We start from the raw sequence: 14,612 nt of genomic DNA, 5'->3' as shown, positions 1-14,612 counted from the left end.
GGCGCGGCTTCGGCGGCGCTGCTTATGAGAGACGAGAATGAGTAACGTGACTTCATCAGCCGGTAAAATTCAGGTCCGTAATCTGAACTTCTATTACGGTAAGTTTCACGCGCTGAAAAACATCAACCTGGATATCACTAAAAACCAGGTCACCGCGTTTATCGGCCCATCAGGCTGCGGTAAATCCACGCTGCTGCGTACCTTCAACAAAATGTACTCGCTCTATCCCGAGCAGCGTGCAGAAGGTGACATCCTGCTGGATGGCGATAACATTCTGGCATCTAATCAGGATATCGCCCTGCTGCGCGCGCGCGTTGGCATGGTATTCCAGAAGCCAACGCCGTTCCCGATGTCGATTTACGATAACATCGCCTTCGGTGTACGCCTGTTTGAAAAGCTGTCGCGTGCCGATATGGACGAGCGCGTGCAGTGGGCGCTAACCAAAGCCGCGCTGTGGAATGAAACCAAAGACAAGCTGCATCAGAGCGGTTACAGTCTTTCCGGCGGTCAGCAGCAGCGTCTGTGCATCGCGCGTGGCATCGCCATTCGCCCGGAAGTTTTGTTGCTGGATGAGCCGTGTTCCGCGCTGGATCCGATCTCAACCGGTCGTATCGAAGAGCTGATCACCGAGCTCAAGCAGGATTACACGGTGGTTATCGTGACACATAACATGCAGCAGGCCGCACGTTGTTCTGATCACACCGCTTTCATGTATCTGGGTGAGCTGATTGAGTTCAGCGATACCGATACCTTGTTCACTAAGCCCGCACAGAAGCAAACCGAAGATTACATCACCGGTCGCTACGGCTGATTCAGGAGACGCACATGGATAATTTAAATCTGAACAAACACATCTCCGGTCAGTTTAATGCGGAGCTTGAGCACATTCGCACTCAGGTGATGATCATGGGGGGCATGGTAGAGAAGCAGCTTACCGATGCCATTACCGCGATGCATAACCAGGATGGCGAGCTGGCGCGTCACGTGATTGACGGCGACCAGAAGGTCAACATGATGGAAGTGGAGATTGATGAAGCCTGCGTGCGCATCATCGCCAAACGTCAGCCTACCGCCAGCGATTTGCGCCTGGTGATGGCGATCATCAAGACCATTTCAGAGCTGGAACGCATTGGTGACGTGGCGGAGAAAATCAGCCGCACCGCGCTGGAGAAGTTTGGTCAACAGCATCTGCCGCTGCTGGTTAGCCTTGAAGCGCTGGGGCATCACACTGTGCAGATGCTGCATGACGTGCTGGATGCGTTTGCGCGCATGGATCTCAACGAAGCCATCAAAATCTACCGCGAAGATAAGAAGGTGGATAAAGAGTATGAAGGCATCGTGCGTCAGCTGATGACCTACATGATGGAGGATCCACGCACCATTCCCAGCGTATTGACCGCGATGTTCTGCGCGCGCGCCATCGAGCGTATCGGCGACCGCTGCCAGAATATTTGTGAAATTATCTTCTATTTCGTAAAAGGTCAGGATTTCCGCCATGTGGGCGGCGACAAGCTGGATGAACTGCTGTCGGGCGATGACGGTAGCAATAAACCCTCTTGATTGAGACTTTGGCGGCCCGTTGCCACTGTGACTAACGGGCCGCTTTCTTGATTTCTGCCTGGTCTCCGCGTTGCCCTCTCTTTTATACTTGGCGCACTTTTTTCTGCAAGGTGCTGCTGCATGTCCTCCCCAATACAAAAAAAACGCGCTATTACACCGGCGAAAGCCATGGTGGCTGCCATTAGCGGCTACGCCATGGACGGATTTGACCTTCTGATCCTCGGCTTTATGCTGCCCGCCATCAGCGTTTCGCTGGCGCTCGATCCGTCTCAGGCAGGTTCTCTGGTGACATGGACGCTGATTGGTGCGGTGATTGGCGGCATCGTGTTTGGCCATCTCAGCGATCTCTATGGCCGCATCCGTATTCTCACCGTCACTATTTTGGTGTTCTCGGTGTTCACCGGACTGTGCGCTGTCGCGCAGGGCTACTGGGATTTGCTGGCGTACCGCACCCTGGCGGGCGTGGGATTAGGCGGCGAGTTCGGCATTGGGATGGCGCTGATTGCGGAAGCCTGGCCAAAAGAGAAGCGCAACCGCGCCTCGGCGTGGGTCGGCATTGGCTGGCAGCTTGGTGTGCTGTTAGCGGCCTTTATTACGCCGCCATTGCTGAGTGTCATTGGCTGGCGCGGCATGTTCCTCGTTGGTTTACTGCCCGCGCTGGTCTCATTTGTGATTCGCCTCAGCATGGGTGAGCCGGAAGAATTTACCCGTCACGTTGAGAAAACCCCGCAGCTGTCGTTTACCGCGCGGCTTAAACTGCTGTTCGCCGATAGCAATACCAGCAAAGCCAGTCTGGGAATTCTTATTCTCTGTTCGGTGCAGAATTTCGGTTACTACGGTTTGATGATCTGGATGCCGAGCTATCTGTCGTCTAACTTTGGCTTCAGCCTGACAAAATCCGGCTTGTGGACGGCGGTAACGGTAGTCGGCATGACATTTGGCATCTGGCTGTTCGGCGTGCTGGCCGATCGCTTCGCACGCTGGAAAATCTTCCTGCTGTACCAGTTCGGTGCGGTGGTGATGGTGGTGGTGTATGCACAGCTGCGCGATCCAACGGTAATGCTGTTTACTGGCGCGCTGATGGGGATGTTTGTCAACGGTATGATTGGCGGCTACGGCGCGCTGATTTCTGATACCTTCCCGCCGCAGGCGCGTGCTACGGCGCAGAACGTGTTGTTTAACCTTGGGCGTGGCGTGGGCGGGTTTGGTCCGCTGGTGATTGGATTACTGGCCACCAACATCTCCTTTACCGCCGCAATCACCCTACTGGCGCTGATTTATTTGCTGGATATCGCCGCCACGCTGTTCCTGCTGCCGAAAAAGCAGAGCAACGAAGATTCGCTGGGGGCGATTGGCTGATTTTTGTGGTCGCCATGAATGGCGACCCTATCATTGAATGGTGCACGAACGTAGGGTCGGCATTGATACCGACCTGGCTGAACACCGCACCTATCCCACCAAATCCCAGCCGCGTGCGCGCCACAGATCCGGCAGCTGCGCCATATCATCAAAGCGGGTCACCAGCGGATGATCTAATTCTGGATTATGTGCGTCAGCGCAGTAGTAAAACACTGGAATCCCGGCCGCGATGCCTGCGCGTGCGCCGGCTTCGGAATCGTCCACCAGAATGCACTTCTCAATCGGCACCTGCATCTGCTCGGCGGCGTGATACATCAGCTCGGGATCGGGCTTCCAGTGGTTGATGTCATAGCCGCTGTATAGCTTGCCATCCAGATAGGGCAGCATGCCGGTTAATCCCAGGGAGTGTTGCATCTTCTTCACCGTGCCGTTTGAAACCACGCACATCGGCACTTTTACTCTCTCGACCAGCGTTTGAGCGCCGGCAATGGGCTGCAAATCGAGATCGAACAGCCGCGCCACCTCGGCGCGATAGGCGGTTTCCACCTCTTCGAGCGGTAACTCAACCTGATGTTCTGCCGCCACGTCACGGATGATGTCGTAGAGCTTCACCCCTTTATACTGCTCAAACATCTGTTGCAGTGAGAGCTCAATACCGTAGCGGGCAAAGGTGTTGACGTAAGATTGCGTACAGATTACTTCGCTGTCGACCAGCGTGCCGTCGCAATCAAAAAAAATACATTCCACCGACATTGCGCATCATCCTTTTGTTAAACAATAAGCTGACACTCTAGCGCACTGAGCGCAGAAAGCGACCCTGAGCAACCGGTTGCGAAAAATCAGTGTTTTGCCACGCTAAACTCTATACGATACGCGGCGATTAATTTTTTATCGGAACAGTGAAATGAATAACCAGGGTCTTTTGCAGCGCATCTTCAAGCTGCAGGAACACGGCACAACCGTGCGTACAGAAGTGATTGCCGGTTGCACCACTTTCCTGACGATGGTCTACATCGTCTTCGTTAACCCGCAAATTCTGGGTGTGGCAGGCATGGATACTCAGGCCGTGTTTGTCACCACCTGCTTAATTGCCGCGTTCGGCAGCATCTTAATGGGGCTGGTGGCGAATCTGCCGGTAGCGCTGGCACCGGCGATGGGCTTGAACGCCTTTTTCGCCTTCGTGGTGGTGGGCGCGATGGGCTACTCATGGCAGGTTGGCATGGGCGCGATCTTCTGGGGAGCCTTGGGCCTGCTGATCCTCACGCTGCTGCGCGTGCGCTACTGGATGATTGCCAACATTCCGCTGAGCCTGCGCGTGGGGATTACCGCCGGTATCGGCCTGTTTATCGCCATGATGGGGCTGAAAAATGCCGGCATCATCGTGCCTAACGCCGATACCATCGTGGCCGTTGGCAACCTGACGTCGCACAGCGTGCTGCTGGGCGCGCTCGGGTTCTTCATCATCGCTATTCTGGCCTCACGTAATATCCATGCGGCGGTGCTGGTCTCGATCGTGGTGACTACCGCACTGGGCCTGATCATTGGCGACGTAAAATTCAGCGGTGTGTTCGCCGCTCCGCCCGCCATCACTTCGGTGGTTGGTCAGGTGGATATCAAAGGTGCATTCAACATCGGCATGGCCGGCGTGATCTTCTCCTTTATGTTGGTGAATCTGTTCGACTCTTCCGGCACGCTGATTGGCGTGACCGATAAAGCCGGACTGACCGACGAGAAAGGCACGTTCCCGCGCATGAAGCAGGCGCTGTACGTTGATAGCATCAGCTCTGTGACCGGTTCGCTGGTGGGGACCTCTTCAGTTACCGCTTACATTGAAAGCTCGTCCGGCGTGGCGATCGGCGGGCGTACCGGCTTGATGGCGGTGATTACCGGGATTCTGTTCCTGCTGGTGATGTTTCTGTCACCGCTGGCAGCGATGGTGCCATCCTATGCGGCGGCGGGCGCGCTGATTTATGTTGGCGTGTTGATGACGGCGTCGCTTTCCCGCGTACAGTGGGACGATCTCACTGAAGCGGTTCCGGCGTTTGTCACCGCGGCGATGATGCCATTTAGCTTCTCGATCACCGAAGGCATTGCGCTGGGCTTTATCTCGTACTGCGTGATGAAGTTGGGAACGGGTCGCTGGCGTGAAATCAGTCCATGCGTGGTGGTGGTGGCGCTGCTGTTTGTGCTGAAAATCGTCTTCATTGACGCTCATTAAGTGAAAAAGGCCGCTTAAGCGGCCTTTTTTGTCAGGGATGTCCTATCTCCTGCGGCGCGACCAAACTGGTCAGGCGTAAGGTGCGCGGCCCCATATTGGGTTTGCTCATCTCGACGTCGCGCAGCGCTTGCCACTGCTGCGCGCCATCAATTTCCCACAGCCGTAAACGTTCTGTGCCTGGCGACAGTGCACACGACCATACCAGCGTCGGTTCAGCATCACATACCGCCTGAATATCGGGAAACACGGTGGAACGCAGTCGTCCGGCTGCGGGATGCAAACGCAGTGAATCAATACCGCTATTCGTTTCGCCAGTGAGTTTGAGAATGCTTTGCCGCAGCGTCCAGATTTGCGTCAGCGCTTCCATAAAATCCTGCTGCGCGTTGATCCAGGCTTTCTCGCCAGAGGAGAGATCCTGCGTCAGCATATCCTGAGTTTGGCGACTGTGCGCACGTACAATCTCCATGTCCAGTCCGGCACGACCGCCTTCTTCGGCCAGCAGCACGCCGATAGTGTTGCCAGCATAGGAAATACTAAAATCGGGCAGATTCGCATCGGCAAAACGGGGACGACCACTGCTGGTGGTAATTAATGCAGGTAATTCACGAATACCATAAACGCGCAGCATCAGCTGCCCCAGCAGTTCGCGCGCGGCGAGAAAGCGTCCGCGGCGCTTGTCAGCGAAGCGTTGGGCGCTATGAATCACTTCCTGTGGCACCCGCATATTCTCTGAAGAAAAGGGCGGATGACCGATCCAACGAACAAAATGACTAGCCATCTGTCGCTCCGTGAAAATGGTCGAATAATCATCAGTGCTATTGTAAGAATTTTCTCATGGGTTTGCATCCGCCTTAAGGTGGAATAGGCGATATTTCAGATAAGGCTGAAGCCGCACGGCAATCCCATTTTGTCACTTTGCATAGAACGCTTTTGCACATTCATGTCTGATCGGGTGCCGATTGGCGCGATGTGGTGTAGGATTTGGGCAGTAAAAAGGCACATCGAAGTGCGCTAACTATTCACCCTCAGGCCAATCGTGCACATCGCTGAATCATGCACGTCGGAGTTTTTTATGTCAGTTACCGCTATTTCTTCTCGCCAGGAATCGATCTCTCTTGATGAGTTTCGTCACGGCATGCGCCGCTTAACCGCAGGCGTTTCTCTGGTTACCACCGAATTTCAGGGCGAAAAGCTGGGGCTAATTGCCACGTCGGTGAGTTCGCTGGCGGCTGAGCCACCGAGCTTGCTGGTGTGCGTGAATCGCAGCGCATCCAGTCATGATGCGTTTATCAAGGCCGGTCATTTTGCCGTTAACGTACTGCGTGAGCAGCATGACGATTTATGCGCTCAGTTCAGCCAATCATCGCGTCGTGAAGAGCGTTTTCAAAACGGCGCCTGGCAGACGCTGAATACCGGCGCGCCAGTATTGGCGGATGCGCTGGTGAGTTTTGATTGCCAGCTGGAGAAAGTGGTGGAGTGGAATACGCATAGCGTGCTGCTGGCACGTATTGTTGGCATTGCGCTGCCTGGCGAAGCGTCAGAGCCAATGATCTACTTCAATAGCGGTTTCCATTCACTGGGCTAACTGCACAGGAAAAGGCGTCGTAAGTGACGCCTTTTCGCTATCGAATCAGGCAAATTTGCTGGCTTCATCAAAGCTTAGACGCGGCAAACGCGGATGCAGTTTGCTGGCTTCGCCATAGCCCAGATTGATCAGCAAGTTCACCTGCCATTTATTCTCGCTGAAGAACGCCTCATTCACTTTGGACGGATCGAAACCGGACATTGGGCCTGCATCCAACCCCAGCGAACGCGCCGCCAGAATCAAGTAACCCGCTTGCAAGCTGCTGTTACGGAACGCGGTCTCTTTCGCCAGATCCGGGCTGCTGGTGAACCAGCTGCGCGCATCGCCGTGCGGGAACAGCTTCGGCAGCGCTTCGTAGAATTCTGGGTCCCACGCCACGATCACCGTCACCGGCGCCGCCATGGTTTTGTCGACATTACCGGACGAAAGTGCCGGTTTCAGCTTCTCTTTCCCTTCCTGAGACGTCACAAACACAAAACGGCCTGGCGAGCAGTTAGCAGAAGTTGGGCCCAGCGCGGTCAGATTGTAGAGCTGCTTCAGCACCTCTTGAGAAATCGGTTTGTCCTGCCAGTAGCTGTGGGTGCGGGCTTCATTAAACAGCGCATTCAGCGCCACGCTGTCGAGCGTTGTACTCATGTTTCTCTCCTGTTCAGGCCGCAACGAGCGCCCAATATTTTGCATGAATAGTCGATGTTCCCGGCAGGGCCTTTTCGCCGGGCAGTGATCGTTATACTGCAAAGCGAAAGGGGAGCCAAATAACAAAGACGCATGTCTACTGGGATCCAGGTGCGCATGAATGCGCACCCTACGAAAACCGCGCTCATACGATGTAGGGTCGCCATTTATGGCGACTACGTAACAGACATTACTTCCCAATACAGAAGCTTGAGAAGATTCGTCCCAGCAGATCGTCGGAGGTGAATTCGCCAGTGATCTCGCTCAGCGCCTGTTGCGCTAAACGAAGCTCTTCCGCCAGTAATTCACCCGCCCATGCGCCTAATAGCTGATGTTTTCCCTGTTGCAGGTGAGCAGCCGCTAACTCGAGCGCCTGCAGATGGCGGCGACGCGCAAGGAATCCGCCTTCCATATTGCCGGCAAAACCCATGCTCTGTTTCAGGTGCTCGCGCAGCGCTTCCACACCGTCACCAGTGCGTGCCGAGAGACGAATCAGTGAGTGACCGTTCACTTCAGTAAGCCCCAGCACTTCCCCCGTCATATCCGCTTTATTGCGCACCACGGTAATCGGCAGCGCATTTGGCAAACGCGCGACAAAATCTGGCCAAATGGCGGCGGCTTCGGTGGCATCCGTGGTAGTGCCATCGACCATAAACAGCACGCGGTCGGCCTGCTCGATCTCCTGCCATGCACGCTCAATACCAATGCGCTCTACTTCATCACTGGCTTCACGCAAACCGGCGGTATCGATGATATGCAGCGGCATGCCGTCGATATGGATATGTTCGCGCAGCACGTCGCGCGTGGTGCCGGCAATATCGGTGACAATCGCCGCTTCGCGACCGGCTAACGCATTCAGCAGGCTCGATTTACCGGCATTAGGGCGACCGGCAATGACCACTTTCATCCCTTCACGCAGCAAGCTGCCCTGACGCGCCTCGGCACGTACGCCGTCGAGATCGCCGATCACCACATTGAGCTGTGCTTCAATTTTGCCGTCGGACAGGAAATCGATCTCTTCATCCGGGAAGTCGATGGCCGCTTCCACATAGATACGCAGGTGAGTAAGTGCTTCCACAAGTGCATTAACGCGCAGGGAAAAGGCGCCCTGCAGCGAGTTCACCGCTGAGCGGGCTGCCTGCTCTGAACTGGCATCGATCAGGTCGGCAATCGCTTCGGCTTGCGCTAAATCGAGTTTATCGTTGAGGAAGGCGCGTTCCGAGAATTCACCGGGCTGAGCAATACGCAAGCCGGGCAGGGCCACAATGCGTTTGAGCAGCAGGTCAAGAATCACCGGGCCGCCGTGGCCCTGCAGCTCCAGCACATCTTCGCCGGTAAAGGAGTTCGGGCCGGGAAACCACAGCGCAATGCCCTGATCGAGCACGCTGCCATCGGCATCGGTAAAAGGCAGATAATCGGCGTAACGCGGTTTCGGCAATTTGCCTAACACGGCTTGCGCCACCTCGGCCGCTTTGGCGCCGGAGATACGCAGAATGCCTACGCCGCCGCGGCCGGGAGGCGTCGCCTGGGCAACGATGGTGTCGCTGTGGCTCATGATTCCACCTTAAACTTTTAGGGTATTAATAAATAAAAATAGGGCGACATAAATGTCGCCCTTAGATTATACGCTGCTGCTGGTGGCAGTCAGACGTTACGCTTTCTTCTTGTCGCGGCTATGCAGACCACGTTTTTCCAGGCCGCGATAAATCAGCTGCTGCTGGAGAATGGTTACCAGGTTGCTGACGATGTAATACAGCACCAGACCTGATGGGAACCACAGGAAGAACACGGTAAAGATAACCGGCATGTAAGTCATGATCTTCTGCTGCATCGGATCGGTCACAGTGGTCGGTGACATCTTCTGAATGAAGAACATGGTGATACCCATGACAATCGGCAGAATGTAGTACGGGTCCTGCGCAGACAAGTCATGAATCCACAGAATAAACGGTGCATGACGCAGTTCAACCGAGCCTGACAGCATGTAGTACAAGGCCAGGAAGATTGGCATCTGGATAACCAGTGGCAAGCAGCCGCCCAGCGGGTTCACTTTCTCCGCCTTATACAGCGCCATCATTTCCTGGCTCTGCTTCTGCTTGTCATCGCCCAGACGTTCACGCATCGCCTGAATCTTCGGCTGCAGCATACGCATCTTCGCCATGGAGGTGTACTGCGCCTTAGTCAGCGGGTACATGATGCCACGAACGATGAAGGTGATAACGATAATGGAGAAGCCCCAGTTACCGATAAAGCTGTGCAGGAACTTCAGTAGCTTAAACAGCGGCTGAGAGATGAACCACAGCCAACCGTAATCCACAGTCAGATCAAGATGAGGCGCGATGGCCGCCATTTTGTCCTGAATTTCCGGGCCAACCCACAGAGTGGCACCAAGATCCTGCTGTGCGCCTGCGCCAACGGTAACCGGCGCAGATTTGTAGCCGATTGCCGCTACGCCATTGCCGAGGTTGCTGGTGTACAGCGTGTTATTACCCTGCGTGCGTGGCACCCAGGCGGTGGCAAAATACTGTTGCAGCATCGCCACCCAACCGTTGCCGGTGGTGGTGTTCAGGTTCTCGTTATCCGCGATGGTGTCGAATTTATATTTTTCGTATTTCGCATCGCTGGTGGAGTACGCTGCGCCACGGAAGGTATGCAGAGCAAAGTTATTGCTGCCGGTATCGCGGTGCTTAGGCACATCGATAGTTTGCTTCAGCTGACCAAACATCGACACTTCCAGCGGCTGCTGGGTGGTGTTGTTAATGTTGTAGTCAACATTTACCGCATACTCACCGCGTTTGAAGACGAAGGTCTTGGTGTAGACCACGCCGTTTTCACCGGTCCAGGTCAGCGGCACGCGCAGTTCGCTCTGGCCATCTGCCATCTCGAAGCTATCTTGTGTGGTGGTATACAGCGGACGTGCGCCATTGTTCGGGTTATCCGGACCGTTACGGCCGGTTAAGCCGCTCTGCGCCTGATAAACGAATGCAGGTGTGGTTTCAAGCAGCTGGAACGGTGCGTCTGAACCCAGTTTGTCCGGGTAAGTCAGCAGCTGAGCCTGCTCAATATCGCCACCGCGCGTATTGATGTTGAGTGACAGGACATCTGTCTTAACGGTGATCGTTTTGCCCTGTCCGCTAGCCGGCACGCCGGAAGTGGCGGCATCACCCGCTGCGCTGCTTGTGTTTTGCGTGGTCTGGGTTTGCTGTGGCTGCGGAGCGTGGTCCGTCTGCCAGGCTTGCCAGATCATAAAAGACACGAACAGAAAAGCGATGAGAAAGAGATTGCGTTGCGAATCCATCGTTAATGTTCTCTGGTATCAAAGGTTTTTGGCGGCACAGGATCGTCACCACCCGGGTTCAAAGGGTGGCATTTTAATACGCGTTTAATCGTCAACCAACTGCCTTTTACCACGCCAAAGCGGCGTAAGGCCTCAATCCCATACTGCGAGCAGGTGGGATGGAACCGGCAATGAGGTCCCAGCAGTGGGCTGATGGCGCGTTGATAAACGCGTATCAGGGCAATCAGGAGCCGCGAGCCAGGCGACAGTGACGACGCCATAATTTCTCCAACGCTTCCGTCAGCGCACGGTTATCCAGGTCAGCAATCCCTTTTTTAGCCACGATCACAAAATCCATCGCAGGCAGCTCATGTTGACGCAGACGAAAGCTTTCGCGGGTCAATCGCTTGATCCGGTTGCGTTCATGGGCGCGTTTTACATGTTTTTTTGCGACGGTGAGACCGATGCGGGGATGCCCCAGCGAGTTAAGTCGGCCGAGTATGGTGATTTGCGGCGTACCGGCTCTTTGTGGCTGCTGGAAGACGAAAGTGAAATGAGTGGGAGTTAACAAACGTAACTCCCTGGGAAATGCGAGCTTAACCACGAGGGTTAGCTTTATTACTTAGAAACGGTCAGACGAGAACGGCCTTTAGCACGACGACGTGCCAGAACCTGACGACCATTTTTTGTTGCCATACGAGCACGGAAACCGTGTGAACGGTTGCGCTTCAGTACGGACGGTTGAAAAGTGCGTTTCATGGCGATTTCTACCTAAACTTGAAAATTTTCACTGGGTGACGCGTTTTCGGGCCAGTAAATCGACCAACGCCTCAATGTGTCTTTAATAAAGAGGCGGGATTGTAATAATTGTACAGTCCAGAGTCAATTTACTTCGCTGGTCGCGGCACCTGGAAACCCAGATACAGCCCGCTGATTCCGGGCATCAAGGCTTCACGCAATAATGCCGGGTGGGGAATTATACGGGCTGTGGGGTAAAGCGCAAGGATCGCGCAGGATCTTCTTGCGATCTATTTGCAAACTTGTTGCGGCAAAAACGAGAGCCGCCCAGAAAAATTGTCGCTTTCAGCCACATTAACGCTGGCTTTTCTGCTAAAAAGCGTAAACTCATTTGCGCATCATCAGCCTGTGGATAAAATGGATCAAAACTGTGTAGAAAGGGAAGATCTCTCGGCTGCTTTACGTTATGATCCGCCCTTCCGCTGACGATCCTCCATGCGATCGCCGGGGAAGACTACCGCGAATAGCGGTCGCAGGCGCTTTCCAACCGCCTGTGTCTAAAAATTACGTTTCTATTTATTAGCGCCTAAAATTCTTATCGATTTTGTACGAGTGGAGTCCGCCGTGTCACTTACGCTTTGGCAACAGTGTCTTGCCCGTTTGCAGGATGAGCTTCCTGCCACCGAATTCAGCATGTGGATTCGTCCGCTGCAGGCTGAATTGAACGACAATACGCTGACCTTGTATGCACCAAATCGGTTTGTACTCGACTGGGTTAGAGATAAATATCTCAATAGTATCAATGGGCTGCTGAATGAATTCTGCGGTACGAATGTGCCGTTACTGCGTTTTGAAGTGGGCACGCGTCCTGCCGCACAGGTCACCACCAGCCAGCCGGCAATGGCCAGTTACAGCGCGCCTGCACCGATTGAAAATCGCCCGGCGCCCACGCAAATTTTGCGCCCAAGCTGGGATTCGGTGCCTGCGCCGGCTGATGTTACCTACCGTTCCAATGTGAATAACCGCCATAACTTCGATAACTTTGTGGAAGGTAAATCGAACCAACTGGCACGCGCGGCGGCACGTCAGGTAGCGGACAACCCTGGCGGCGCCTATAACCCTCTGTTCCTTTATGGCGGCACCGGTTTGGGTAAAACTCACCTGCTGCACGCGGTGGGTAACGGCATTATTGCGCGCAAGCCCAATGCCAAAGTGGTGTATATGCACTCTGAGCGTTTTGTTCAGGACATGGTTAAAGCCTTGCAGAACAACGCTATCGAAGAGTTTAAGCGTTACTATCGTTCGGTGGATGCACTGCTGATCGATGACATCCAATTCTTTGCCAATAAAGAACGATCGCAGGAAGAGTTTTTCCACACCTTCAACGCCCTGCTGGAAGGCAATCAACAGATCATCCTGACCTCGGATCGCTATCCAAAAGAGATCAACGGCGTAGAAGATCGCCTGAAATCGCGCTTTGGCTGGGGATTAACGGTCGCGATCGAGCCGCCTGAGCTGGAAACGCGTGTGGCGATCCTGATGAAGAAGGCCGATGAAAACGACATCCGCCTGCCGGGCGAAGTGGCGTTCTTTATTGCTAAGCGTCTGCGTTCCAATGTGCGAGAGCTGGAAGGCGCGCTGAACCGCGTGATCGCCAACGCGAACTTTACCGGTCGCGCCATTACCATCGATTTCGTGCGCGAAGCGCTGCGCGATCTGCTGGCGCTGCAGGAAAAGCTGGTCACCATTGATAACATTCAGAAAACGGTGGCCGAATATTACAAAATTAAAGTGGCGGATTTGCTGTCGAAACGCCGTTCGCGTTCGGTAGCGCGTCCGCGCCAGATGGCGATGGCGATGGCGAAAGAGCTCACTAACCACAGTTTGCCGGAAATTGGCGATGCGTTTGGTGGCCGCGACCATACCACCGTGCTTCACGCCTGCCGTAAAATCGAGCAGCTGCGTGAAGAGAGCCACGACATCAAAGAAGATTTCTCTAACCTCATTCGAACATTATCTTCCTGACGCATATGAAATTTATTGTAGAACGTGAGCAGTTACTGAAGCCCCTGCAACAGGTCAGCGGTCCGCTGGGCGGTCGTCCAACCCTGCCGATCCTTGGCAATTTACTGCTGCAGGTCAGCGAAGATACGCTGCGCCTGACCGGCACCGATCTGGAAATGGAAATGGTGGCGCGCGTTGCGCTGACGCAGCCACACGAGCCGGGTGCAACCACGGTTCCCGCGCGTAAATTCCTCGATATTTGTCGCGGTTTGCCGGAAGGTGCTGAGATCAGCCTGACGCTGGAAGGCGACAGAATGCTGGTGCGTTCTGGCCGCAGCCGTTTCTCGTTATCTACCTTGCCAGCCAGTGATTTCCCGAACCTGGATGACTGGCAGAGCGAGGTAGAATTTACTTTGCCGCAGGCAACGTTGAAACGCTTGATCGAGGCTACGCAGTTCTCGATGGCGCATCAGGATGTGCGCTATTACCTCAACGGCATGCTGTTTGAAACCGAAGGTGAAGAGCTGCGCACCGTCGCCACCGATGGTCACCGCCTTGCGGTGTGCTCAATGCCGATTGGTCAGGCGTTGCCAGACCATTCGGTGATCGTGCCGCGTAAAGGTGTGATTGAGCTGATGCGCCTGCTTGATGGCGGTGAAACGCCGCTGCAGGTGCAGATCGGCAGCAGCAATATTCGTGCTCACGTTGGCGACTTTATTTTCACCTCCAAGCTGGTTGACGGCCGTTTCCCGGATTATCGCCGCGTATTGCCGAAGAATCCTGATAAAGCCTTAGAAGCCGGATGCGATATTCTGAAACAGGCATTTGCGCGTGCGGCGATTCTGTCGAATGAGAAGTTTCGCGGCGTTCGCATCTACATCACCGAAAATCAGCTCAAAATCACGGCAAATAATCCCGAGCAGGAAGAAGCGGAAGAGATGCTGGATGTCTCTTACAACGGCACCGATCTGGAGATCGGATTCAACGTCAGCTATGTGCTGGATGTATTGAATGCGCTGAAGTGCGAGAACGTGCGTTTGCTGCTGACTGATTCGGTGTCGAGCGTGCAGATTGAAGATGTTGCCAGTCCAGCCGCGGCATACGTAGTTATGCCAATGCGCTTGTAAGGTCGGCATTTATGCCGACCTGGCGAATGTTCGCACCATCCTGGGAGCCATTAATGGCTCCCCTACAAG

At 54.6% G+C, this 14,612-nt stretch carries 16 protein-coding genes; 7 read left to right on the top strand and 9 right to left on the bottom strand.

Going from position 1 to position 14,612, the window contains the following annotated elements:
- Window positions 1-37: 37 nt before the first annotated feature.
- The 3 genes from pstB to CRO19_RS08840 all read left to right on the top strand — a co-directional run bounded on the left by pstB (window position 38) and on the right by CRO19_RS08840 (window position 2,919).
- Window positions 38-811: a phosphate ABC transporter ATP-binding protein PstB gene (gene pstB, locus CRO19_RS08850; RefSeq protein ID WP_007893584.1), complete on the top strand. Its 774-nt coding sequence runs from the start codon at window positions 38-40 to the stop codon at window positions 809-811.
- A gap of 14 nt (window positions 812-825) precedes the next feature.
- Window positions 826-1,560, top strand: a complete 735-nt coding sequence (gene phoU / locus CRO19_RS08845; RefSeq protein WP_097095502.1) for a phosphate signaling complex protein PhoU — start codon at window positions 826-828, stop codon at window positions 1,558-1,560.
- A 120-nt stretch (window positions 1,561-1,680) separates the two neighbouring features.
- Window positions 1,681-2,919: an MFS transporter gene (locus CRO19_RS08840; protein WP_097095501.1), complete on the top strand. Its 1,239-nt coding sequence runs from the start codon at window positions 1,681-1,683 to the stop codon at window positions 2,917-2,919.
- A gap of 90 nt (window positions 2,920-3,009) precedes the next feature.
- Here CRO19_RS08840 and yieH read toward each other — a convergent pair whose 3' ends face one another.
- A complete protein-coding gene (gene yieH, locus CRO19_RS08835; RefSeq protein WP_097095500.1) occupies window positions 3,010-3,672 on the bottom strand; it encodes a 6-phosphogluconate phosphatase in 663 nt (220 codons plus the stop codon).
- A 151-nt stretch (window positions 3,673-3,823) separates the two neighbouring features.
- Between yieH and CRO19_RS08830 the strand changes: the two genes are divergently transcribed.
- Entirely contained in the window at window positions 3,824-5,137 is a 1,314-nt protein-coding gene (locus tag CRO19_RS08830; RefSeq protein ID WP_097095499.1) for an NCS2 family permease, read from the top strand.
- Window positions 5,138-5,168: 31 nt separating this feature from the next.
- Here the strand turns inward: CRO19_RS08830 and CRO19_RS08825 are convergent, their stop codons facing one another.
- A complete protein-coding gene (locus tag CRO19_RS08825) occupies window positions 5,169-5,915 on the bottom strand; it encodes a 4'-phosphopantetheinyl transferase family protein (protein ID WP_097095498.1) in 747 nt (248 codons plus the stop codon).
- A gap of 294 nt (window positions 5,916-6,209) precedes the next feature.
- Here CRO19_RS08825 and CRO19_RS08820 point away from each other — a divergent pair, with 294 nt between their 5' ends.
- The gene (locus CRO19_RS08820) at window positions 6,210-6,722 is read left to right on the top strand and encodes a flavin reductase family protein (RefSeq protein WP_097095497.1); all 513 of its coding nucleotides are present in this window, start codon (window positions 6,210-6,212) and stop codon (window positions 6,720-6,722) included.
- Between the two features lie 45 nt (window positions 6,723-6,767).
- Here the strand turns inward: CRO19_RS08820 and CRO19_RS08815 are convergent, their stop codons facing one another.
- From CRO19_RS08815 to CRO19_RS26535, 7 genes are all read right to left on the bottom strand, one after another.
- Window positions 6,768-7,358: a malonic semialdehyde reductase gene (locus CRO19_RS08815; protein WP_097095496.1), complete on the bottom strand. Its 591-nt coding sequence runs from the start codon at window positions 7,356-7,358 to the stop codon at window positions 6,768-6,770.
- A 229-nt stretch (window positions 7,359-7,587) separates the two neighbouring features.
- On the bottom strand, window positions 7,588-8,952 hold the full coding sequence (gene mnmE / locus CRO19_RS08810; protein WP_097095495.1) for a tRNA uridine-5-carboxymethylaminomethyl(34) synthesis GTPase MnmE: 1,365 nt from the start codon (window positions 8,950-8,952) through the stop codon (window positions 7,588-7,590).
- A gap of 96 nt (window positions 8,953-9,048) precedes the next feature.
- On the bottom strand, window positions 9,049-10,695 hold the full coding sequence (gene yidC, locus CRO19_RS08805) for a membrane protein insertase YidC (protein ID WP_097095494.1): 1,647 nt from the start codon (window positions 10,693-10,695) through the stop codon (window positions 9,049-9,051).
- 2 nt (window positions 10,696-10,697) lie between these two features.
- Window positions 10,698-10,955: a membrane protein insertion efficiency factor YidD gene (gene yidD, locus CRO19_RS08800; RefSeq protein ID WP_007893564.1), complete on the bottom strand. Its 258-nt coding sequence runs from the start codon at window positions 10,953-10,955 to the stop codon at window positions 10,698-10,700.
- A complete protein-coding gene (gene rnpA, locus CRO19_RS08795; protein ID WP_034830013.1) occupies window positions 10,919-11,278 on the bottom strand; it encodes a ribonuclease P protein component in 360 nt (119 codons plus the stop codon). The genes yidD and rnpA overlap by 37 nt, the downstream gene beginning before the upstream one ends.
- Before the next feature lie 14 nt (window positions 11,279-11,292).
- Window positions 11,293-11,433 (bottom strand): 50S ribosomal protein L34, encoded by a 141-nt coding sequence (gene rpmH / locus CRO19_RS08790; RefSeq protein ID WP_003849659.1) that lies wholly within the window; start codon window positions 11,431-11,433, stop codon window positions 11,293-11,295.
- Window positions 11,434-11,650: 217 nt separating this feature from the next.
- A complete protein-coding gene (locus tag CRO19_RS26535) occupies window positions 11,651-11,767 on the bottom strand; it encodes a hypothetical protein (protein ID WP_444505489.1) in 117 nt (38 codons plus the stop codon).
- Between the two features lie 269 nt (window positions 11,768-12,036).
- Here CRO19_RS26535 and dnaA point away from each other — a divergent pair, with 269 nt between their 5' ends.
- Window positions 12,037-13,437 carry a chromosomal replication initiator protein DnaA gene (dnaA, locus tag CRO19_RS08785; RefSeq protein ID WP_097095493.1) on the top strand — a complete coding sequence of 467 codons (1,401 nt, stop codon included), beginning with the start codon at window positions 12,037-12,039 and terminating at the stop codon, window positions 13,435-13,437.
- A 5-nt stretch (window positions 13,438-13,442) separates the two neighbouring features.
- Window positions 13,443-14,543 carry a DNA polymerase III subunit beta gene (gene dnaN, locus CRO19_RS08780; RefSeq protein ID WP_097095492.1) on the top strand — a complete coding sequence of 367 codons (1,101 nt, stop codon included), beginning with the start codon at window positions 13,443-13,445 and terminating at the stop codon, window positions 14,541-14,543.
- The last annotated feature ends 69 nt before the right edge of the window (window positions 14,544-14,612 follow it).

The sequence above is a fragment of the Candidatus Pantoea floridensis genome, from assembly GCF_900215435.1.
GTDB classification, from domain to species: Bacteria; Pseudomonadota; Gammaproteobacteria; order Enterobacterales; family Enterobacteriaceae; genus Pantoea; species Pantoea floridensis.
The sequence above is the reverse complement of the archived record's forward strand: the minus strand, read 5'-3'. Positions and strand labels throughout refer to the sequence as shown.